The 22747-nt window shown below is 71.2% G+C and carries 13 protein-coding genes; 7 read left to right on the forward strand and 6 right to left on the reverse strand.

Translation table 11 applies throughout. The features are described 5' to 3' along the window. Positions 1-50: 50 nt before the first annotated feature. From ACFYZS_RS26945 to ACFYZS_RS26965, 5 genes are all read left to right on the forward strand, one after another. Positions 51-1058, forward strand: a complete 1008-nt coding sequence (locus ACFYZS_RS26945; protein ID WP_389017624.1) for a RimK family alpha-L-glutamate ligase — start codon at positions 51-53, stop codon at positions 1056-1058. Then, a complete protein-coding gene (locus ACFYZS_RS26950; RefSeq protein WP_389017627.1) occupies positions 1055-2389 on the forward strand; it encodes a hypothetical protein in 1335 nt (444 codons plus the stop codon). Before ACFYZS_RS26945 ends, ACFYZS_RS26950 begins: the two co-directional genes overlap by 4 nt. A 230-nt stretch (positions 2390-2619) precedes the next feature. Next, on the forward strand, positions 2620-3462 hold the full coding sequence (gene hisG / locus ACFYZS_RS26955) for an ATP phosphoribosyltransferase (RefSeq protein WP_389017630.1): 843 nt from the start codon (positions 2620-2622) through the stop codon (positions 3460-3462). A gap of 209 nt (positions 3463-3671) precedes the next feature. Next, the gene (locus ACFYZS_RS26960) at positions 3672-5228 is read left to right on the forward strand and encodes an alpha/beta fold hydrolase (RefSeq protein WP_389017632.1); all 1557 of its coding nucleotides are present in this window, start codon (positions 3672-3674) and stop codon (positions 5226-5228) included. A 78-nt stretch (positions 5229-5306) separates the two neighbouring features. After that, on the forward strand, positions 5307-6851 hold the full coding sequence (locus ACFYZS_RS26965; protein WP_389017908.1) for an alpha/beta fold hydrolase: 1545 nt from the start codon (positions 5307-5309) through the stop codon (positions 6849-6851). Between the two features lie 63 nt (positions 6852-6914). On the opposite strand, the gene ACFYZS_RS26970 is transcribed toward ACFYZS_RS26965, so the two are convergent. From ACFYZS_RS26970 to ACFYZS_RS26990, 5 genes are all read right to left on the reverse strand, one after another. Further along, positions 6915-7985 carry a CDC27 family protein gene (locus ACFYZS_RS26970; protein ID WP_389017635.1) on the reverse strand — a complete coding sequence of 357 codons (1071 nt, stop codon included), beginning with the start codon at positions 7983-7985 and terminating at the stop codon, positions 6915-6917. Then, positions 7982-9046 (reverse strand): hypothetical protein, encoded by a 1065-nt coding sequence (locus ACFYZS_RS26975; RefSeq protein WP_389017638.1) that lies wholly within the window; start codon positions 9044-9046, stop codon positions 7982-7984. Before ACFYZS_RS26975 ends, ACFYZS_RS26970 begins: the two co-directional genes overlap by 4 nt. Continuing rightward, the gene (locus ACFYZS_RS26980; RefSeq protein WP_389017641.1) at positions 9043-10311 is read right to left on the reverse strand and encodes an AAA family ATPase; all 1269 of its coding nucleotides are present in this window, start codon (positions 10309-10311) and stop codon (positions 9043-9045) included. The genes ACFYZS_RS26975 and ACFYZS_RS26980 overlap by 4 nt, the downstream gene beginning before the upstream one ends. A gap of 278 nt (positions 10312-10589) precedes the next feature. Continuing rightward, a complete protein-coding gene (locus tag ACFYZS_RS26985; RefSeq protein ID WP_389017644.1) occupies positions 10590-11708 on the reverse strand; it encodes a fatty acid desaturase family protein in 1119 nt (372 codons plus the stop codon). Between the two features lie 7 nt (positions 11709-11715). Next, positions 11716-12771, reverse strand: coding sequence for a ferredoxin reductase (locus ACFYZS_RS26990; RefSeq protein ID WP_389017647.1), 1056 nt, complete (start codon positions 12769-12771; stop codon positions 11716-11718). 86 nt (positions 12772-12857) lie between these two features. On the opposite strand from ACFYZS_RS26990, the gene ACFYZS_RS26995 reads away from it, so the two are divergent. Further along, positions 12858-13997: a helix-turn-helix domain-containing protein gene (locus ACFYZS_RS26995; protein WP_389017650.1), complete on the forward strand. Its 1140-nt coding sequence runs from the start codon at positions 12858-12860 to the stop codon at positions 13995-13997. A 639-nt stretch (positions 13998-14636) separates the two neighbouring features. On the opposite strand, the gene ACFYZS_RS27000 is transcribed toward ACFYZS_RS26995, so the two are convergent. Beyond that, entirely contained in the window at positions 14637-21959 is a 7323-nt protein-coding gene (locus ACFYZS_RS27000; RefSeq protein WP_389017653.1) for a LamG-like jellyroll fold domain-containing protein, read from the reverse strand. A gap of 394 nt (positions 21960-22353) precedes the next feature. On the opposite strand from ACFYZS_RS27000, the gene ACFYZS_RS27005 reads away from it, so the two are divergent. Further along, the gene (locus ACFYZS_RS27005) at positions 22354-22602 is read left to right on the forward strand and encodes a hypothetical protein (protein ID WP_389017656.1); all 249 of its coding nucleotides are present in this window, start codon (positions 22354-22356) and stop codon (positions 22600-22602) included. The last annotated feature ends 145 nt before the right edge of the window (positions 22603-22747 follow it).

Below are 22747 nucleotides of genomic sequence, written 5' to 3' on the forward strand. Positions count from 1 at the left end.
CCCCGCGTGCACCGGCACGCCAACACGTCAGCGCCCGAAAGGCACTTCCCATGTCGTACAAGATCCTGGTCCTCGTATCAGAGGCAGCGAAATTCCGGCTCGACAACCACTCGATCATCCCGAGTGCGCTCCACCGCGAAGGGCACGATGTCCACATCGGCGACATCGACACCCTCTGCCTGCACGACAACGTCGTGGTCGTCGACCGGGTGCAGCTCAGCGAGGAGTACCTGACCGGCCACGACTTCCCCGCGCTGAGCGAGTCCTACGCCTCCGCCGAGGACTTCGACCTGGTCTGGGTCCTCACGGGCACCCACCCCGAGGCGCTCGCCGACTCCTTCCAGCTGCTGTGGCTGCTGAACCAGCGGGTCCCCTTCGTCAACGACGCCTCCGCCCTCTTCTACCTCAACTCCAAGATCACTCTGAGTGCGGCCGTCCCCGCGGAGCACCTGCCCGCCTCCTACGTCTCGAACGACTTCGAGTACCTCACCGGGCTGGTCGAGTCCGACGAGAACCGCACCTGGGTGCTCAAGCCGACCAACGAGGGCTGCGGCGCGGGCGTCTACTTCGTCAACAAGAACGAGCGCAACCGCCCCGCACTGCTCCAGGCCGCCACCGGCAACGCCGTACCGCGCTACGAGATGTACAGCCGCAACATCATCGGGCTCTCCAAGCGGTACACGGCCGTCCAGGAGTACATCCCCAACGTCCGCAGCAACGAGAAGCGCGTGATCATCGCCGGCGACGTCCCGGTCTGCGGCTTCCGCCGCTTCCACTTCGACAACGACGACCGGGCCAACGTCACGCTCGGCACCAAGTTCGAGGGCCTCACCCTGACCCCCGAGGAGGACGAGTTCGTCCGGGCCCTCGGCAAGCGCATGATGGACCTGGGCATCTTCTACTCGGGCATCGACATGGCGTACCCGTACATCATGGAGTTCAACCTGGTGAACCCGGGCGGGCTCAACTACTCCTTCCGGGCCACCGGCGTCGACCAGTCCTCCGAGACCGTCAACGCCGTCCTCGCCGCGCTGCGCGCCGCCGGGAAGATCTCGTGACCGCCTGGTCCTCGCTCGACCCGCGGGCCACCGCCGCCTGGGCGGAATTCGCCGCCACCGGCGCCGCCGCCGCGGACAACGAGCGATTCCAGAAGCGGCTCCACCGCCCGGGCTGGGTCCACGCGTACCCGCCCGTCGTCTTCCACGGAGCGGCGGCCGACGAGGTCGCCGAACTCGGCCTGCGCCTCGCCGAGCTGGTCTCGGACTTCCCCCGCCGCGTCTTCGGCGACGACCTGGAGGCCTGGGCCGGCTACCTCGGCGTCCCCGCCGAGGACGCGGAGCTGATGATCAGCGCGCTGCGCCATCCGCGCACGGGCCGCGCGGCCACCGCGATCATGCGGCCGGACCTGGTGGTGACCGGCGACGGACTGCAGCTCGTCGAGCTCAACGTCTCCACCCCGATGGGCGGCATGAGCACGATCGCCCCCTACACCGAAGCCACGCTCGACTCGGACTACGCCCGCTTCCTCGCGGCGCGCGGCCTCACCCCGGTCTCCGCCGCCACCTCGCACGTCTGGCTGGACATGTTCGTCGGCCTGCTGCGCGACCACGACACGGAGCGGCCCCTCCACGTGTTCGAGGCGATCGCGAACCCCGCGGACTCCGACTCGGGCCGCAGGTTCTTCGTCGACATGGTCCGCTCGGGCGGGTACGAGGTCAGCTGCGGCCTCGTCACCGACCTCGAACTCGACGACGAGGGAGCCTCCTTCGAGGGCAGGCGGATCGACGTGGTGGTCACCATGTACACCTGGCACGAGACCAGGCGGCACGTCCCGCCCGCCCTCACCCGCCGGCTGATGGAACTCGACATCGCCGAGAAGCTCGACTTCATCGGCGCCCCGGCCACGGCCCTGCACGACAACAAGGCCAACCTGGCCCTGCTCACCGAGCCGGAGTTCGACCACCTCCTGAGCGACAAGGAGCGGGACCTGGCGCGGGCCCACGTCCCGCTGACCCTCCGGCTGCGGGCGGACACCCTCGACCGCGCCCTCGCGGAGCGCGAGGAGCTCGTCTGCAAACCCGCCTCGGCCTACGGGGGCAAGGACCTCGCCTTCGGATTCACCCAGGACGACGGGCAGTGGCGGGCCCTGCTGGAGGAGCGCCTCGCCGACCCGCGCGAGACCTACGTCCTCCAGCGCCGGCTGCGCCCCGCCGTCGTCGAGGTACCCGGAGCCGAACCGGCCGGGCGCGAGGTGGTCCTGGCCCCCCTCGTTTTCGGCGGCCGGTTCGCCGGCACGTTCCTGCGCCAGGCCCCGCCGAGGACCGCCTCGACGATCAACGCCTCCAGCGGCGCGGAGGCGGCCGGGGTCCTGACCTTCGACACCCCCTAGGGGGTGTCGTCAAAGTCCCTTCTGGCCGGCGGGGTCCGGCACGCGCGCTCGCCGCGTTGTCGTCGGTCGACGACGCGAGCGTCGCCTCTCTCCTCCGCCTTGCGATCACACGCACCAGACCCCGCCGGCCCCGCCCTCACGGGCGGACGAAGCTACTTCGGCGACACCCCCTAGGCCTCTTGTCGGCCGAGGCCCATCCCTCGTCGTCCCTCATCAAGGAGTTCTGACGAATGCTGAGGATCGCGGTTCCCCACAAGGGCTCCTTGTCCGAGCGGGCCTCGGCCATGCTGAGGGAGGCCGGCTACCTGCAGCGCAAGGAGGCCAAGGAGCTCGTCACGGTCGATCCCGGAAACCGGGTCGAGTTCTTCTACCTCCGCCCCCGCGACATCGCCGTGTACGTCGGCACCGGGCGGCTCGACCTCGGCATCACCGGCCGCGACCTGCTGCTGGAGTCGGGCGCCAACGCGGAGGAGGTCCTGGCCCTCGGCTTCGCCCGCTCCACGTTCCGCTACGCGGCCAAGCCGGGCTCGGCGCGGGGCACGGCCGACTTCGACGGCCTGACGATCGCCACCTCGTACGAGAACATCGTGGCCAAGCACCTGGCGAACAGCGGCATCCAGGCCACGGTCGTCCACCTCGACGGCGCCGTGGAGACCGCCGTCGAGCTGGGCGTGGCCCAGGTCGTCGCGGACGTGGTGGAGACCGGGACCTCCCTGCGCAACGCCGGTCTCGAAGTGATCGGCGAACCCGTCATGGAATCGGAGGCCGTCCTCGTCCGCCGCCCCGGCACGGACGATCCGAGGGCCCGGCAGTTCCTGCGGCGCCTCCAGGGCGTCCTGGTGGCCGGCGCCTACGTGATGATGGACTACGACTGCCGCGCGGAGCACCTGGAGGAGGCGGTCGCCCTGACCCCTGGACTCGAAGCACCCACCGTCTCCCCGCTGCACAACGAGGGGTGGGTCGCCGTCCGGGCCATGGTCCCGGCGAAGGAGGCGCAGCAGATCATGGACGGCCTCTACGCACTGGGCGCCCGGGCGATCCTCACCACGGCGATCCACGCCTGCCGGCTGTGAGGACCCGCCGCCCCGCCCCTCCCCGGGGCACGGGGCGGCGCGGTGATCCGGTCCTGCGGCCCGCTCCGGCGGGCCCGGCCACGGGCCGCCGGTCGCTCCGCGTGCGCGGGTACGGCCCACCGAGTAGCGTCGAGGGGGAGCGTTGCGTCCACACCGCTGCGGCCCGGCCCGGCGGTCCCGCCGCCGTATCGGCAGAGGGACGAGATCACATGCCGAAGCACAACATCCACGCGGTGACCGCCGCGGCCGCTCTGGTGTGCCTGGCGGCATTCGGCCCCACACCGGGCAGCGCCGCGCCGTCGTCCGCCCTGTCCGCAGACGGCCCCGGCTCGCCGGCCCCCTCCCGTTTCGTACCCGGCCCCTGTCCCAGGACTCCGGAGCCGATCGAAGCGCTCGGCAGCGCACGGTGCGGCTTCCTGGAGGTGCCCGAGAACCGCTCCCGCCCCGGCGGGAGGACGATCGAGCTGGCCGTTGCGGTCATCCCGGCCGCGAAACCGGCGAAGCCGGCCCAGGACCCCTTGGTGTTCATGGCGGGCGGCCCCGGTGGCGACACGTTCGACGACATCCCGTTCCTCGTGGAGTCCGGCCTGAACAAGGACCGCGAACTGATCGTCATGGCCCAGCGCGGCAACCTCTACGACCGGCCGAACCTCGCCTGCCCGGAGATCGACCGCTTCAACGCGCAGTCCGTGGGTCTGGGCTACGACGCGAAGCGGGCGCAGCAGCTCATGCTGAAGGCGGTCAAGGAGTGCCGGGACCGCCTGACGGCCGACGGCGTCGACCTGAGCGCCTACAACACGACGGAGAACGCCGCGGACTTCGCCGACCTGCGGCGCGCGCTGAACATCCCGCGGTGGAACGTCTACGGGTACTCGTACGGCAGCGATCTGGCCCTGACGTACCTGCGCCTGCACCCCGAGGGGATCCGCGCCGTGGCGCTCGACTCGGTCACGCCTCCCCGGAGCGCGACCCTCCCGTGGGGATGGAGAAGCGCCGCCGAGGGGATCGACAACATCTTCGCGGCGTGCGCGGCGCAGCCCGCGTGCAAGAGCCGGTACCCGGACCTCCCGCGCACGCTGACGGAGCAGGTGCGCAAACTGGAGGCCCACCCCCTGACGCTGGACGTCCCGCCGCCGGGCGGAGGAAAGCCCGTCAAGGTCGTCCTCGACGGGGGCGCGCTGCTGAACCTGATCGTCGCCTTCACCCCCCGGCCCAAGGACCTCCCGGCGGCGCTCGACGAACTCGCCCGCGGCAACCCGCAGCGCTTCGCGCAGGCCCGCGCGGCCGGCTCGGTCCAGAACACCGGTGTGTTCGCGCACGGCCTGACGAACTCGGTGGCGTGCAGCGAGTGGGCGCCGGGGTACTCGGAATCCGACGTGCTGAAGGCGGGGCGCGAGGCCTTCCCCGGGTGGCCGGACACGGTCCTGGCCCAAGTACCGCAACTTCCCTTCCAGTACCCGGCGTGCCGGATCTGGAACGTTCCGGACCGTGCGTCCGTCCAGCGGGTGGCCACGGTCAGTACGGTTCCGGCGCTCCTCGTCTCCGGCACGTTCGACGTGAAGACCGGGGCGAGCTGGGCGAAGGACGTGGGCCGCGACCTCTCCCGCTCGACCTCCGTGCAGATTCCCGGGATCGGGCACTGGGTGGTCCCGCAGTCGCCTTGCGCGCAGCGCGTGCTGGCCTCCTTCCTCGCCCGCCCGACCGCGCCCGACACCGCCTGCGCGGACGGCCTCGAACCAGCGCCGTTCACGATCGTCCCGAAGTGACCGGGAGGCCAGATGACATGCCACCGAGAGTCCCGAAGCCGGCCCACCGTACGACGGTTGAAGGCCGCGTCGGCCGGCATGGCGACCGGACTCCTCGTCACCGGACTGCTCGCGGCGCCCGCTCAGGCACTGTCGCGCACCGACGGCAGTGCCAGCCCCGAGCCGCCGGTCGGGACGGCCGCCCGCACGGTGGGCGACGCCCGCTACGAACCGGGCCCCTGCCCCAAGACGCCGGAACCGGTCGAGGCGCTCAAGGGAGCCCGCTGCGGAACCCTCACCGTGCCCGAGAACCGCGCCGACCCGAACGGCAAGACGATCAGGCTCGGTGTGGCGATCGTGCCGGCCAAGACCGACAAGCCGAAGCCCGACCCCATCGTGTGGCTCGCGGGCGGACCCGGCGACGACGCGGTCGGGGAGGCGAAGATGGCGATCGACGGAGGCCTCAACCGCGACCGTGACGTGATCTTCATGTCCCAGCGCGGTACGTACTCGGCCGAGCCGAACCTCCTGTGCCCGAACATCGACGAGTTCAACGCACGCGCCGTCGGCCTCGTCCAGGACGCCCCTACCACCGAACGCCTGCACGTCGAGGCCACGAAGGCCTGCCGCGACCGACTGGCGGCCCGCGGCATCGACCTGGGCGCCTACAACGACACCGAGAGCGCCGCCGACTACGAGGACCTGCGCACCGCGCTGGGCATCAAGCAGTGGAACCTGTACGGGATCTCCTACGGCACCCACCTGGCGCTGGTCTACATGCGCCTGCACCCCGAGGGGCTCCGTGCGGTGGGCATCGACGGCATACTGCCGCCGTCCAGGTCCGGATCGGCGGCGACCTGGAGCAGCGCCCGGCAGGGCTTCGACGGCCTGTTCAAGGCCTGCGCCGCCCAGCCCGCGTGCAACAAGCGCTACCCGAACCTGTCGGCCACCTTCGACGAGCTCGTCCGCCGGCTCGAAGCCAAGCCGGTCACCACCACCGTCACGCTCCCCGGCAGCGACAAGCCTGTCAAGGTCGTACTGGACGGAGGGGCCCTGGTGAACTGGATGACCTCAGCCACCCACGTGGCGCCCCAGGTCCCCATCGCCCTCGACGAGCTGGCGCACGGCAAGCCGCAGCGGATCGCCCGCCAGTGGGCGGGCGGCAAGCTCAGCCCGCAGGCCGTGGGCAGGGTCGCGCACGGTCTCGTCTACGGCGTCTTCTGCAGCGAGTGGACGCCGTACGAGAGCCAGGCCGAGGCGCTCAAGGGCGGACAGAAGGCCTTCCCGGCCTTCCCCCGCTCGGTACAGGCCCAGGCCCCGCAACTGAACTCCCTCCGGCCGGACTGCGACGTCTGGAACGTCCCCGCGGCCCCGCGCTCGATCCGGGACGCCACGCGCGGCGACATCCCGACCCTCGCCCTGTCGGGCGGGTTCGACTCCCAGACCGGCGCGGACAACGGTCCCTACGTCGCCCGGACCCTGGACAAGGCCAAGGTCGTCACGGTCCCGTACGAGCCGCACGTGGTGTTCGCCACCTCCAAGTGCGCCCAGGAGATCGCCGTCTCCTTCTTCGACAACCCGGCCGCCCCGCACACCGCGTGCCTGAAGAGCCTCAAGGCCCCCGAGTTCGAGATCGGGACCTGAGCCCGTGGGCATCCCGGCGACCAGCGCCGGGATGCCCACCCGCGGGCGCCGCCTCCCCGCCCGCTACCGCTTGGGCGCGCGCTGCTGGAGGGCGGTGCGGCCGGCCACGGACATGGCGAGCGCGAAGAAGACCAGCGGAATCGCGGCCGCGGAGAACAGGGCGTTGCGCCACAGCACCAGCGCCAGGGCCGAGTGGACGATGAGCAGGGCGAGGGGGAGCGTCATCCCGAGGACCGACCGGCAGCCGCGCGCCACCAGCAGGAGGGGGCGGCGCAGGTGGGGCGGGACCCGCCGGCTCTGCCACAGCAGCCAGCCTCCCCAGCCGCCGACGAGCACGGCCGCGCACGCCAGGCAGGTCAGGAGGGCGTCGGTGCCGGTGGCGCCCGCACGCAGGTGGGCGGTGCCCAACGCCACCGCGACGGTGCCGGCGAAGGCCACCCAGCGGGAGCCCATGAGCGTTCCCCAGGCCATGTTCTCCAGGTGGTGGCGGGCCCAGGGATTGTCCAGGTCGAGGGCGGCGGCCTGGACGAAGCCCTCGGCGGCTCGGGTCCACGAGCCGGGACGGAACCAGCTGCGGCGCAGATGGAGCAGCGAGAGGTGGTTGTGGGCCGCGGTGTTGGCCGGGTCGAGGCGCAGCGCCGTCTCGTAGGCCTGCTGGGCGACCCGGTGGTTGCCGGTGCGCTGGGCGGTCAGGCCGAGGAGGACGTGCGCGTCGCTCTCCTCGGGGGCGAGGGCGACGGCCCTGCGGGCCGACTCGTGCGCGGCCCGCTTGCGCTTCCTGCGGACGCTGCGGCCCAGGACCGCGCCGAGGGTGTAGTGGCTCGCCCAGAGCTGCGGGGCGAGTTCGACGGTGCGCCGGGCGGAGACCTCGGCCTGCCTGTACTTCTTCAGGGAGAGCAGGATGTGGGCGTGCACCTGCCAGGCGCTCATCGACTCGGGTGCGACGCGCAGGGCGTGTTCGACGCTGGTGAGCGCCTGCTGTGCGTCGCCGAGGCGGTTCCGGCAGCGGGCGAGCAGTACGAGCGCGGTGGCATCGTCGGGGGCGCCGGCGAGGTGCCGGGAGGCGAGTGCGGCGGCCTGCTCGTGGCGCCCCAGGTCGAAGAGGGCGGCGGCCTGTTGCAGGTCCCGGCTCATCGGACCTTGTCCCGGTCGTGGGTGATGCTGAGCAGGTTCGGTACGAGGGCCAGCCAGAACAGGACCTGGGGGACCGTGCGTTCGGTCCACGGCAGGGCCACGAGCAGCAGCGCGCACAGGGTGGCCCAGGTGGCCTGGCCGAGCACGACCCTGGGCCAGAACGAGCGGCGCACGAGCGCGAACACGGCGAGCTGCACCCCGGTCCGCAGTCGCCGGTAGCGGCGCCAGGCGCCGAAGCCCCACACCACGGCCATCAGGGCCAGCGCCCACAGCCGGGTGCCGAGGTGGACGGGAAGCTCCTTCGCCCCGCCCCCGGTGGGGAAGACGTCGACGGTGACGGCGGCCATGACCAGGCAGAGCAGGGCGAGCCACCGGGTGCCGCGGAGCATCCGGTAGACGGCCTTGTCGAGGTCGGAGCGGAGCCACTCCGAGCCGGGGGCGGCGGCGAGCGCGCCGGCGTAGAGGTCGGCGGCCCGGGCGGCGGACGTACCGGGCTTGCGGACCTCGCGGTGCGTGACCGTGGCGACGGCCAGCTGGTCGGTCGGGTCGATGCGCAGGAGCTGCCGCAAGGACTCGTCCACCAGGTCGGAGCGGCTGTTGAACCGGGCGACCTTGTACATGGTGTGCCAGGTGTCGACGACGTCGGGGCCGAGCCGTACGGCCTCCTGGGCCTCCTGGAGAGCCTCCTCCTTCGTCCCCACGAAGATCAGCATCTCGGCGCGCTGGGCACGCGGGCCCCAGCGTTCCGGCGCGAGGCGGATGGCCTCGCGCTGCGACAGCTCGGCCTCGGGCAGCCGGTTCATCCTGCGCAGGGCGAACCCGCGCATGAAGTGCCCGTCGGCGAACTCGGGTTCGAGCATCAGTGCCTGGTCGGCGGCGTCGAGCCCCTCCGCGGGGCGGTCGAGTGAGGTGAGGCACCGGGCGCGCGCGGTCCACGCCTCGTGGTCGTCGGGTGCCTCGGCGAGACGCCGGTCGAGGAGGGCGAGGGCCTCCTCGCTCCGGTCCATGCCGTAGAGCTCGAGGGCCTGTTCGACCCGGGGGTGCAGGGACGTTTCACTCACAGCTTGCGCTTCTTCTTCAGGTAGCTGACCAGGTCGTCGTAGATGCCGCCGTCGTTGGCGAACATGGCGACGTTGCGGGCGGCGGCGAACCAGGATTCGCTGGAGGGCTTGATCTCCTTGGTCGCGTTCAGGAGGTCCTTGGTGCCGATCATGCGGATGGTGCCGGAACGGGCGGAGTCCAGGAGCGCGTACTCGGCCGCGCTCTCGCAGACATGGGCGAGATCGGCGCCGGAGAAGTCCTCGGTGGCCTTGACGATCTTGCCGAGATCGACGGACTCGATGGGGCGCTCGCGCAGGTGGTAGCGGAGGATCGACTCCCGGGCCGGAGCGTCGGGCGGCAGCACGAGCAGGGTGCGGTCCAGGCGGCCGGGGCGGCGCAGGGCCAGGTCCACGTCCCAGGGGACGTTGGTCGCGGCGAGCACGAAGACGCCTTCGTTCTGAGCGGCGTTGATGCCGTCGAGCTCGGTGAGGAGCTGGTTGACCACATTGCGCAGACCGCTGTGGTGCGTGCGCGAGCGCTTGGCGCCGAGCGCGTCCAGCTCGTCGAGGAAGACCACGCAGGGCGCCTGGCGGCGGGCGGCCTCGAAGATGTCGTGGACGTTCTTCTCCGAGGTGCCGATGTACATGTCGAGGATGTCGGAGAGCGAGACCGACATGAAGCCGGCACCGAGTTCGCCGGCGACGGCCCGCGCGATGAACGTCTTGCCGCAGCCGGGCGGGCCGTAGAGGAGCAGGCCGCCGCGGAGCGACTTGCCGTACAGCTTGCGGAGTTCGGGGTTGCGCATCGGGGCGAGGAAGGCGGCTTCGAGCCGGTCCTTGACCTGCTGCATGCCGCCGACGTCGGCGAGGCGTATGTCGCCGGGGGCGTCGACGTCCCAGGCGGACGCATCGGCCGGGTCGCCGCTGCCGTCCGCGGTCAGGGGGGCCTCGATGGCGCCGCCCGCGTCGGCGGGGTCGGTGGGATCGACGGGGCCGGCGGCGAAGCGGGGGCCGACGACGCCGGCGACTTCCTGCTCGGCGGCCGCCCAGTCGAAGGCCGAAGGCCGGGTGCCGGCCGTGGGCAGTTGCATGGCGCGGACCATCAGGCCCCGTACGGCTTCGTCGCCCGGCGCGTGCTGCAGCGCGATCGCGGCTTGCGCGACGGCCTCGTCGTGCCTCCCCTCCGCGAGGAGCAGTTCGGTGAAGTGCAGCCGCAGGGCCACGTCTTCGGGAGCGGCGGCGACAGCGGCCCGCAGGCTGCGGATGAGAGGAGACTCGTCGGACATGGGGTCAGCCTAGAAAGCGCCCCGCGGCTCTCCTGCACCGGGTGCGGTCAAGATCGGCACCACCGCGCCCCGCCCACGGCGCCGCGTCTCGTGGGCCGTGTGGCCACCGCCGGGCCGGCGGACAGCAGCCGGCCCACACGGCCGCCCACGCTCTCCTGTGTTCCCACGCACATGCCCGGTACGGGCGTGCCGTACCGGGCATGTGCGCGGCTTCGGCGTGCAGAGCCGAACCGGCGGTGCCGCCGGTACTGCCGAAAGATCTGAACCGATACCGGGAATCAGGCGGCGACGAGCTCCTGCTCGCGGTCCGGCGCCTCGGCCTTGGGCTTCTTGTTCGGCAGTGAGAGCCGGAAGACCTTGCGCCACGCGGAGAACACCTGCTTGGGCAGCGGCCCGGTGACGTACTCCAGCTCGTACTTTTCGAACAGTGCGCGCACCCTCACCGCGACCTCGGCATACCGGTTGCTCGGCAGGTCCGGGAACAGGTGGTGCTCGATCTGGTGCGACAGGTTGCCGGTCATGAAGTGCATGGCCCTGCTGCCGCTGATGTTCGCCGAGCCCATCATCTGGCGCAGGTACCACTGGCCACGGGTCTCGCCCTTGATCGACCGGCGCTCGAAGACATGCACGCCCTCGGGGAAGTGCCCGCACATGATCACCGAGTGGGACCAGATGTTGCGGACCAGGTTCGCGGTGAACGTGGCGGCGAGCGTGGTGAGGAACGACGGGCCCGACAGCAGCGGGTGGATCACGTAGTCCTTGAGCACCTGCTTGCGGATCTTGCGGCCCACGGCCTTGGCCCGCGCACGGAACTCCGGGTTCTTGCGGCGGCGCTTGCTCAGGTTCTTGCCGAGTTCCAGGTCGTACGCCGCGATGCCGTACTCGAAGAAGCAGGCGTTGAGGAAGTTCCACAGCGGCTGGCCGAGGTGGAACGGGTGCCACCTCTGGTCCTCGTCGACGCGCATGATGCCGTAGCCGAGGTCGTTGTCCTTGCCGATCACGTTGGTGTACGTGTGGTGCAGCTCGTTGTGCGAGTGCTTCCACTGGTCGGCCGGCGAGACGTGATCCCATTCCCAGGTGGTCGAGTGGATCTTCGGGTCCCGCATCCAGTCCCACTGGCCGTGCAGGATGTTGTGGCCGATCTCCATGTTGTCCATGATCTTCGCCACGGACAGCCCGGCGGTGCCGATCAGCCAAGCGGGCGGGAAGAACGAGAACAGCAGCACGCCCCTGCTGACCAGCTCGAGCTTGCGCTGCGCCGAGATGACCTTTCGGATGTAGGCGGCGTCCTTCTCACCGCGGCCGGCGATCACCTCATCGCGGATCGCGTCCAGCTCGCGGCCGAGCTCCTCGATCTGCTCCGCGGTCAGGTGGGCGGTGGGGTCGATGGCGGTCAAGGTGCTCCTACCGTTCGATATCGCAGGGGCCCGCCGCGGCGGACACGCAGGTCTGGATGAGGACGCCCGGCTCGGCCTCGGTGATCTCGCCGGTGCGCAGGTCGCGGACGGAGCCCGCCTTGAGCGGTGTGACGCAGCCGAAGCAGATGCCCATACGGCACCCGGACGGCATGAGCACGCCGGCCTCCTCGCCGACGTCCAACAACGGCGTGGCGCCGTCCGCGTCGACGGTCTTGCCGGTGGCGCTGAACGTGACCTCGCCGCCGTCACCGGCGACGACGATGCCGGGGCGGAAGCGTTCGGTGTGCAGGCGCTCTCCGACGCCGTGGCCGCTCCAGAACTCCTCGGCGGCGTCGAGCAGGCCCGCGGGCCCACAGGCCCAGGTCTCGCGCTCGGCCCAGTCCGGCACCAGTTCGTCGAGTCGGGCGATGTCGAGCACGCCGTCCGTGTCGGTGTGCACCTCGGTGAGCCGCAGCTTCTTGGCCGCGACCAGGTCGTGCAGTTCGTCGCGGAAGATCACGTCTTGCGGCTGGGGCGCGCAGTGGACCATGACGACGTCGTCGAACTCGATGTCACGCAGCATGCCCATCACGGGCGTGATGCCGCTGCCGGCCGTCAGGTAGAGCACCTTGGCGGGCTTGGCCTCCGGCAGTACGAAGTCACCGGTCGGCTGGTCGAGCTGGACCAGCGTGCCGGGCTTCGCCCTGCGGACCAGGTGGTTGCTGACCTTGCCGTCCGGGATCGCCTTCACGGTGATCGTGACGCGGCCGTCCCGGCGGTTCGTCGGCGAGGTGATGGAGTAGGCGCGCCACAGGCGCCTCCCGTCGACGTCGACCCCGATCCGCACGTACTGACCGGCCGTGTGACCGCGCCAGCCCCTTCCCGGCCTGATCACGATGGTCGCGGCGTCGGCCGTCTCGGGGTGCACGGCCTCGATGCGCCCACGCAGGTCAGCGCCCGCGCGCAGCGGGTGTACCAGGTCAAGGTAGTCCGACGGCAGCAGCGGCGTCGTGATCATCTCCAGCAGTTTCCACGCCCCACTGCGGAGGGTTGCACTCGTCATGACCCCAGCTTGATGCGCCTCAAGGCGTAAAGTCCTGACCGCAAGACGTAAATTTGGTCGGCTGGATTGTTCGCAGGGAATAAATTATGAGCCATCCAATCCGGAGAGTCACCGAACTGGTCCTGGAGCAGGCGACGGTCACCGCCATTCGGGCGGGGCTGACGACCACCGCCGACGAGGTCGTCCAGGCGATCATCGACGAGGTCCCTCCCTACGCCAACGCCCTCTCGGGCCGCATGGGCGTCACCATCCGCCGAGCGGTCCGCACCGCCCTGGGGCACTACCTGGACCTCGCGAGCGGGAACGCCACGGGCGGCGACGCCGGTGACGCGGCCTACGAGCTGGGCCGCGGCGAGGTGCGCGACGGGCGTTCGATGGACGCCCTGCTCAGCGCCTACCGCGTCGGCGCCCGCGTGGCCTGGCGATGCCTGGCGGCGGGTGCCGTACCCGCAGGCCTGCCCGCCGCCGAGGTCGCCAAGTTCGCCGAGCTGACCTTCGCCTACATCGACGAGCTCTCCGCCGCGAGCGCCGCGGGCCACGCCGACGAACTGGCCGCCCGGGGCCGTGACCACGAGCGCCACCTGGAACACCTGGCCCGCGACCTCCTCGCCGGCGCGACCCAGGACGTGCTGCTGGCCTCCGCTCAACGGGCCGGGTGGCAGCCTCCGGTTTCGCTGACCGCCGTCCTGCTGCCCGCCGCCCAGGCCCGGCCTGCCTACCGCGCGCTCGACCCGGGCACCCTCGTCCTCGACGATCTGCCGGACGCCTTCGGTGTGCTGCTCGTCCCCGATGCCGACCGGTCGCATCTCTTGCGGCAGCTGACCGACCGCACCGCCGTGGTCGGCCCGGCCCGGCCGTGGACTCGTGCATCCGCCTCGTACGCACGAGCCGCACGCGCGCGTTCCCTCTCCTCCGATATCCGCGACACCGAGGACCACCTGCCCGAGCTGGTGCTGAGCGCCGACATGGACGCGTTCGCAGACCTGCGGGCCCGAGCCCTCGCACCGCTCGGGACCTTGCCTGTCACGACCGCACGGCGGCTGGAGGAGACGTTGCGGGCTTGGCTGCTTCACCACGGCAGGCGGGACGAGGTTGCGGCGGCGTTGTTCGTCCATCCCCAGACCGTCCGGTACCGGATGTCGCAGCTGCGGGAGCTGTTTCCGGATCTCGCATCGCCACACCGGGTCCTCGAGCTGACGCTGGCGGTCGGTCTTCGGGTCAGCTGACGCCCGTGTCGAGCGCGTCGAGCCGACGGCGCCTGACGGGCGAAAGCCCGGGCCAGGCGCCGTCTTTCAGGCTCTAAAAGAAGCCGAGCCTCTTGGGGGAGTAGCTGACCAGGAGGTTCTTCGTCTGCTGGTGGTACAGCAGTTGGAATAGGGCTGACCAGGCAAAACGGTGGTTCGGGATGTCCATCCCGGCAGTATGGTCCGAGAATGGACGGGATCTTGGTCACGGCCGACCCGACACGGGTTGCTCATCCGGAGGGCCAAGCTGCCGGGCTGACGACGTCGTTGCAGTGCAGGATGCGGTGGGCGGTTGAGGGCGTGATCCCGGTCGGGGCGGTCAGTCGCAGGGATCGATCAGGCGACCGGTTGGCATGTCTGGTAGCGGCGCGCGTGGGCCGCGCGCCGCGAGTGTGGAGAGCCTGCTGGGGCTGGGGCTGGGGCTGGCCCGGGACGCGTACGGTCGGCGTCGGGTGGCGCTCGTTCCTCGCCCGGCTGCACCAACTCGGTGATCGGCACCGCCAACACGGTCACCGCCTTCTTCCCCGCCCGTGCGCAGCGCCTCTCCTTTCCGCAGTGGGATGCTGTCGCCGGACGCCTGGCGCGCCCGGCCCTCCGAGGTGACGGAGGGCCGGGCCCAGGTCAGTTGTCCATGCCGAAGTAGCGGCTGAGGTAGTCGATGATCTCCGTGGAGTGGGGGAGGAGCTCGGGCAGCTGGGCGGCCAGGGCCGCGCGGGTGGCGGTGGCGAGGGCGGCGGTGCTGGTGGCGGCGGGGCGGACGTACGGTTCCAGGCGCTTGATCAGCTCGTAGTTGCTGTCGATGTTCTCGGCGCGCATTGCCTTCTCCAGCGGCGGCGCCCCGGGCGGCGGGACGGGTGCGAGCACCCGGCTGACGTAGGTGACGCGGTGCAGGATCCGCCAGCACGGGGGCTTGGCGGAGTTCTGGCGGGTCTGCCGCAGTGCGGCGGCGTCGGGGGCGTCGCTGCCCGACAGCCAGGTGGGGTCGACGACCTTGTGGTAGAAGTCGTCGAAGTTGGCGCTGTTCTCGCCGAGGTAGAAGGTGAGGAAGCGGTAGGCGTCGACCTTGCCCGGCACCAGGACGGGCTTGCCCGCCGTGTCGTAGACGGGCTTTCCGTCCTTGTCGCGGCGCTGCAGGTCGCCCGGGGGTGCGCACTGGACGTCGAGGCCGAAGGAGCGGGAGGCGTCCTTGCCCTTGGCCCGGGTGACGCTGAAACCGCCGCCCACGGAGGCCTCGAGCTGGCCGTAGAAGTTCACACCTTTGAAGCCGAAGTTGCCCCCGTAGGTGCCGCCGATACTGCCGCTGAGCGCGTAGGAGCCGGAGGTGGTCTCGCTGACGGCGTCGGTGGCCTCGGTGGTCTCGGCGAAGAAGCCGCCCTGGGCCGTCCAGACGTAGGTGTTGACCAGGTCCCGGTGCGAGAAGCCGGTGGCGGCGGCGCTGCCGGCGGTGCTGCGCCCGGTCTCCTGCTGCTCGACGGACATGCCCATTGAGCGCAGGAGCGCGTTGGCCTGTCCCTGGGTTGGGTCCGGGCGGTGGGTCTCGGTCGAGACCGATTCGTAGAAGGCGTGCAGCCGCTGCTGGTCGCGGGTGATCCGGCGCTTGAGCGCGTAGGCGTCCCGCGGCTTGAAGTAGCTGTACTCGCCGTAGCCGGTGGCGGTGGGGTAGTCGGGGTCGGTGACCTTGCCGCGGTCGTCGAAGCCGACCGCGCCGTCCAGGGTGCCCTGCTTGGTGTAGCGGGGGTTGATCGGGAAGTGGATGAGGTTCCAGTCCAGCGGGATGTCCGGGTTGGGCAGCATCCGGTAGGCGACCAGGGCGCCGGTGTGCGCCAGGCGCAGCGCGAAGACGTCGGCGGTCTGGGACTGCACGAGCGCCATGCCGGTGTTGGCGGGCACGTACCGGCGGCCGACGGCGGAGTTCAGCACCTTGGCGGCGTCCTCGGTGTAGCCGGTCAGGGCCAGCTTGGCCTTGCGGGCGGTGTTGGCGCCCTGGCTGACCTTGGTGTCCTCGCTCCAGGTGTTGGAGAACTCCAGGCGGCCCGTCAGGCCGACCTTCAACTGGGCGTCGGCGAGCGGGGACGCGATGCCGAAGCCGGCCGGAGCAGTGATCGAGAGGACGCTGGCATCGGTCTCGAAGCCCACCGCGAAGCCGAAGGCGGCGTTGACGCTGCGGGTCTTGCTGGAGGACAGGCTCCGCACCACCTGGTTGGCCTCGGCGAACTCCACCGAGGAGGCGGCGGCGTAGCCGTCGGCCTTGTCTGTGAGGTTCTCCGAGGGCACCGGCGGGGCGCCCTCGATGTAGCCCATGAGTTGCGGGTCGAACTGGGCCTGGCCGACCCACTCGGTGGTCAGGTCGCCCACCTTGTAGCCGGTGACCAGGTGCCAGCGGCCGTCGCGGACGAAGCCGTAGCAGCGCTTGAGCACACCGAGCGTCTCGCCCTTCGCGTCGTACTGGAGGTCGGCGTACTCGGTGGCGCCGGGGGCGCCGGCGATGGTGTCGTGGAAGGGAGTGCGGACGTCGGCGAGGGCCGACCGCACCTGGGCGGTGTCCGTGGACACGGGGGCGGTGGAGAGCAGGACGCGGGGCCGCTTCGCGGAGAAGGCGAGGTTGTTGCCGCGCAGGCCCTCGTCGCGCACCGAGGTGGTGCCGGGTTCGGTGGAGTCCCGGTCGAAGGGCCAGTAGCCGAGCAGGTCCCGCTTGTTCTCGCGCAGGCGGGTGAACAGGTTGTCGCTGATCTGCTCCCGGGTGCGGACGGTGCGCCAGATCCGCACCTCCTCCAGCGTTCCGGTCAGCAGCTCCGTCGGTTTGGCCCCTTCCAGGCGGGCGCCCAGGGTGAGCTGGGCATCGCCCCAGGAGGCGGTGTCCTGGGCGGTCACGGGGGCCTCGGACAGCGGCTCGCCGTTGCGGTACAGCCGCAGCGGGCTGGCCGTGGGGTCGACGTCGCGGGTCCAGCGGGCGCCCCGCAGCTTGGCCGGGAAGGAGCCGGAGACGTCGACGGTGACGTTCCCGGCGTTCTCGTTGAAGGGCCAGCGGGCCAGCAGCCCCTTCTCACGCGCGGTGACCGGCTGCCCGAGCTGGACGGCCGGCCGTGCGGAGTTCCACAGCCGCACCTCGCACAGGACACCGTGCAGCCCACGGCCGATCTCCAGCTCGCCGGAGTTGGACTGTGCACCAGGGCCGCTGTACAGGTGACTGCCGGCGGCTGCGCCGTCCAGGTAGAAGCGGATGTCCTGCTCGGACTGGATGCTCGCGTTCGCCTGGGCGGCAGCTGAGGTGTCGGGTTTGCGGCGCTGCCGCACCACGGTCACCCGCTGGAAGGCACCGACCGTCACGGGCCGGTCGGAGGTATGCCGGACGGCCTTGCCGTCGGCCTCGGCGAAGGCGAACTCCACCCGGCCGTCGGCCAGGATGCCCAACTGGTACGGGACGCCGTCCCGGCCGCCGTCGACCACCGTGCCCTTGGCGAGCAGGCCCATCGGGGCGCCGAGCTTGTCGATCCGGACGAACGCCTCGATGGTGAGGTCCTCCAGGACGTCCAGCGAGTTCTGCGGGGCCACCGACAGGCCCGCGCCGCCGTTCAGGCTCAGGGCCCAGGACTGGGTGAAGGTGGCGGCCAGGTGCGCCCACTCGTTGCACGGGAAACGCTCTGCCGAGCGCACCACCCGGTCGCCCACCCGCGCGACCACCTGGTAGCCCTTGATCGGTGAGGGCGGGCTGCTCGGCCCGTCGAAGGTCCAGTGGCCGAGCAAGCCCGGTTCGCGGCCGGAGAGCCGCTGGTGGCGCTCGGAGGAGATCTCGTGCTGGGTGCGGGCCCGGCCGAAGACGCGGACCTCGTCGATCCGGCCGTCGAGGTAGTCGCCGGTGAAGGGGAAGTGGCCCAGGATCAGCGGGCCGTTGCCGGTGTAGGCCCCGTTGGAGGTGCGGCGGGCGACCTCGACGCCGTCCCGGTAGAGGATCTGCTCGTGGGTGGCGTTCTTGTAGACCGCGGCCCAGTGGTGCCACTCCAGGTCCGGGTAGGCCTGGGTGGTCTTCAGATCGTCGCCGTACAGCGAGAAGTAGAAGGTCTCGTCGGGGTGGACCCACAGGTGCAGGGACTGGTCGACCCGGCCGTCCGTCGCACCGTGGAACAGCAGCGGCTCGACGCGGCCCCGGGACTGGTTGCGCTTGGCCCACAGCTCGATGGTGAAGTCCCGGTTCGCCAGGTCGAGCGAGGGAGTCAGCTGGGCCTTGGTGCCGCCGACGAACTGCCAGGCCGGCAGGGCGGCCGGGGCGAGCGCCAGGGAGTAGCCCGATCCGTCCGTCCTGGCGTGGACGATCCGGCCCCCTCCGGCCTCGGGGTTGACCCAGGCCTCCAGGCTCAGGTCACCGGTCGGGGCGATGTTCTGCTGCTGGCCGGCGGGCAGGGTCAGGTACTGCTCCTTGCCGTCGAACAGGAAGGCCCGGCCGGGCATCTCGGCCCGCCAGCGGCAGCCGCGGCCGGTGATCGTCGCCTTGGCCGTGCCGTTGGGGACGGAGTCGACGCCGCCCGGGGTGAGCCCGATCAGGCGGGAGCCGGCGGACAGCAGGACCCCGGCCCGGGTGGACTCCGCCCGGGCCGAGTCGTAGCCGACCAGGCTGACCTTGTCGCCGGGCTTGATCGCGGTGCCCGCCGTCGTGAGGGTGAGCGTCTTGGCGCCGGTGAGGTTGTCGGCCTCCGCGGCGTAGCCGGTGCTGCCGATCACGAGGTGGGCCTTGGCCGGGACCGGCACGGTGGTGGCCCCGGTCAGCTCCACACTTCTGCCTGTCACCCGGGCGACCGCCCCGACCGTCACCGGCCGGCCGGGGCTCCCGGCCAGGGCGGCGGCCATCAGGTCGGCCTTGCGCGGCAGCGACCGCCAGGTCTCGGTGTCCGTCCCGACGGTGATCGTGAGGTCGCAGCGGCCGGGCGCGTCGCCGTCCGCGACCTTGATGGTGGCGCTGTCCAGGGCAACGGCCGGGTCGCGGGCGAGGAAGGTGAGCGTGCCGCCGTCCCCGGCGAGGGTCTGGGCACCGCGGACGACGCCGGTGTCGTAGTACACGGCGAAGAACTGGTTCTCGGCGCCGCGGAAGTACAGCACAACGTTGCCGGTGCCGCTGTCCAGCAGTGCGGGCCGGTCGGTGCCCCGGGCGAATTCGAGCAGGCCGCCGGACAGGCTCAGACCGGTGGAGTCCACCGCCAGCAGCGGCATCGCCACCGTCAGGTCGTCGTCCCCCTGCAGGGCGGTCGACAGGCGGGCCAGCTGGTCCCGGGCGTCCTTGAGTTCGGCCTGCTTGGCGGCCAGCACGAGCTGCAGTTCGGCGACCCGCTGTTGGGCTGTGCGCGCCTCCTGGAGGAGCTGGCGCGCGGCGTCCAGCTTCTCCTTGGCCGCGAGGTACGCCACGTCCACACCTGAGCGCATGGACAGACGCGTCATCTTGAACAGGCCAGAGTCCGCCGTGAGGCATTCGCTCGACTGGACCAGGTGGGGCAACTGGTACGTGGAGGGCGAACCGATCGCGAGCCGGCTGCCGCGGTTGACGATGCGGACGTACTCGCCCTCGGCGATCAGCTGGAACTGCGCGCTGACGTTGCCCGGTTCGCGGACGATCGTGCTCAGCCGGGCGGTATCGGACGTCGAGTTGCCGGTGACGCGCAGGTCCCGGTTGCGCTCGCGGGCGACCAGGAAGTAGCAGGGCCGGCCGTTCTGGCTCTGACCGGTGTCGTCCAACCACCAGGTCGTCCGGGGGCCGTTGGGGGGGACGAACTGCACCCCGGCCTCGTACTCCGAGGTGAGGATGGCGAAGAGCGACTGCGCCAGGTGGCCGCTGGCCAACTGGCGCGGTGTCTTGAGCTCCAGGCTGTAGGTCCAGGAGGTGACCAGGTCCTTCTCGGCGAGGTATCGCCGCTCCAGGTCGTCGAAGCCCGGCTTCAGCCGGTCGACTTCCGCCTGGCACTCGGCCACCCTGCCCGCGGTGCCGGCCAGCCGGGTTATCTCCGACTGAAGGGACGCGACCTCCGGCTCCAGCCGCTTGATCAGCTGCTGCAGGGCGCTGACCTGCTCCGAGTCCTGGCCCTTCGTCGGCCGCTTGAGCACCGCCGGGTCCAGCACGTCCGGCGCCTGAGCCAGCCGGCCGTCGCGGCCGACCGCGAAGTCCAGGCCCGCCAGGCACGGGTTCTGGCCGTACCTGGCGGCGAACGCCAGCAGCACCCGGGCCTGCCGCTTGGCGGGCTTGGGGTCGGGGCGGTACCCGGCGACCACGTTCTCCTGCTGGTGGTACAGCACGGCCGACAGGCCGGACACCACCGAGCGCCCCTTGAGGACGAAGCTGTCGCGCCGCACCCCGGGGTGGTCGCCGACCGGGGCCTCCGAGCCGGTCCACTGCACGCCGCCGCCGAGGGTGCCGTGCAGTGCCCGGTCGGTCTGGTCGTTCGCGGTGCTCCCCGTGCCCTCGTCGAACCGGTAGTAGGCCACCAATCCCGGCTCGTTGCCGATCAGCCGGTAGCTCATGTCCTCGGTGAGCTCGGCGGCAGAACGCACCCGGTCCCAGATCCGGAGCTCGTCGACGTCGCCCTTGAAAAGCTTGTCCGTACCGCCGGAGGAGTCCTTGCCGACCAGGGTGTTCACACCGGTGGCCGGGGTGAACGGCAGCGCCCCGGTGCCGGCCGGCCTGCCGTTGACGTACAGCTTCGCGGTGGTGCCGTCAAAGGTGGCGGCGATGTGGGTGTAGGCGTCCGTCGGCACCGACTCGGTGGACAGCAGCGGCGACGGCGCGCCCCGGTGGGTGAGGCTCACCAGGCCGGCGGCGTCCACCGCCAGCAGGTACTCCCCGCTCCTGGCCAGCACCGGACCGTCGAGGGCAGCCGGTTTGACCCAGGCCTCGATCGAGTACGCCTTGCCGCCGAACCGCAGCGCCGCCGGATCGCCCAGGTCGACGTGGGCGTCGGTGCCGTCCAGCCGCAGCGCGGTCTCCGCGCGCCCCTCGGTGCCCGTCACCGATACCAGCTCGCGACCGGTGAAAGGGCAGTTGCCCGGGCTGCGCTCGAACACCGCGTCGCGGTAGAGCGGGTCGGGGCTGGTGTAGAAGCGGGTGCCCCGGGTGTTGAACAGGCCCTGGGTGCCTTGCTCGACGCTGAAGGAGTCGACCCGCCCGGTGGCGTCGTTGTGGGCGAACAGCTGCCAGCGCTGCACGCCGCTGATCGCGGTGGGCACCAGCACGGCGGCGAACCGGCCCTGGGTCAGGTTCCGTACGAAGGACAGCTCCTGGGTCGGCTCGTGGAACGGGCGGCCCTCCATGTCCTCGGTGCCCAGGCTGTCCTTGGCCGACTCGGGACGGGTGGCGTGCCGACTGCGCTTGTAGCGGACCTCGAGCACCGGCTTGAGCTTGCCGTCCACCAGCAGGAACCGGTCGCACAGCAGGGTGTCGCGCACCAGCGGCACCTTCTTCGTACCGCTGAGCACGTAGTCCGTGCGGGACGCGTTGCCCGAGCAGCCGCCGCCGGTCAGCTTGTACACCGCGTCGGAGTGCGTCTCGCCGACCGACTGCCGTAACACCACCACGTACGTGCCGTCGGAGACCACGTGGAACGGGGCGTCCGCCGTCAGCCGCGCGGTGGTGGACAGGAACGGGTCGGTCTCCTGGGCCGTGGGCCGCTCGTCGACGGCCGCCTCGGCCCCGCCGCGCTTGACCGTCGGCATCGCCGTCGCGCCGACCACTGCGTACCCCACCTCGGCCAGCTCCCGGGGGAAGACCAGCTCGGCCGGGTTGTCGCTCCAGTACGCGGTGTCCGCCTCGCCCTTGGCCGGCGGGCCGGACAGGTCCAACACCGAGTAGACGATCCGGCGGGACGCATCCATCGCGAACGCGATGGTGGTGCCCTGGTGCCGCGCCATCGTCACGTGCCGGTACGACCGGTCTCCGTAGATCTTGAGCAGGGATTCCTGCGGTGCCACTGCTTCCCCTCCCGCGAGCATGGCCGCTGACCCCGGCCCTCACGGTCCGGAGCGGCGCTGGACGTGCGGATCACTCCTGACGGAGCGTCGGCCATTCTGGCACCCACAGTTACGATTGCGCGGAGGTCGTGGAGCCACTCGGGCGGTACACGGCTTGAACACCGCTCCGGGTGGCCGGACTTCGCCGTCCGGCGACCATTGTCACGGCCGAGGGGTCGCAGGCCCGGCGAAGCCGTCGGGTGGCCGCCCCGCCGTGTCGTTCCGCGTTCCACCCGCCGTCGGCACCCGTTGCGACCGGCGCCTGCTGCCGCCCGAGCGGTAGGCCGAGCGGCTCAACTCGCTCCTGCCGGAGCCGGGAAAACCGGAAACCAGCTACGGCCTTGGTCTTATGGGCGTGCGCGACTGGATCGGGCACACCGGCGAGATTCCCGGCTTCACCGCGACGCTCTTCTACCACCCGGGGCTGGACGCCACTGTGGTGGTGCTGGTCAACAGCGATGTCGCGGCGGGAGGATGCCCGCCTCAGATACCCACCTTGGCGAAGAGCCGCCGCAACGGCCCGTGCGACGTACCGGCGAACCTGATCAGTGCCGCACTCGCGGACGCCCTTGGCAAGCCCATTCCGCCGCCGCCCACCCCCTGAGAACATCCTGCGAGGCGAACGGCGACACCCCTCCGCCCGGCTGTAGCTGGAGGATCGACTTGCGCTGTTCCGCAGGGGCGCCGGCCGGGAATCTGGTCCGTGACTGGTCCGGAAGGAAGGGCTGAGTTGACCCCTTGGGTACTCG

The sequence above is a fragment of the Streptomyces sp. NPDC001903 genome, from assembly GCF_042891345.1.
Classification (GTDB): domain Bacteria; phylum Actinomycetota; class Actinomycetes; order Streptomycetales; family Streptomycetaceae; genus Streptomyces.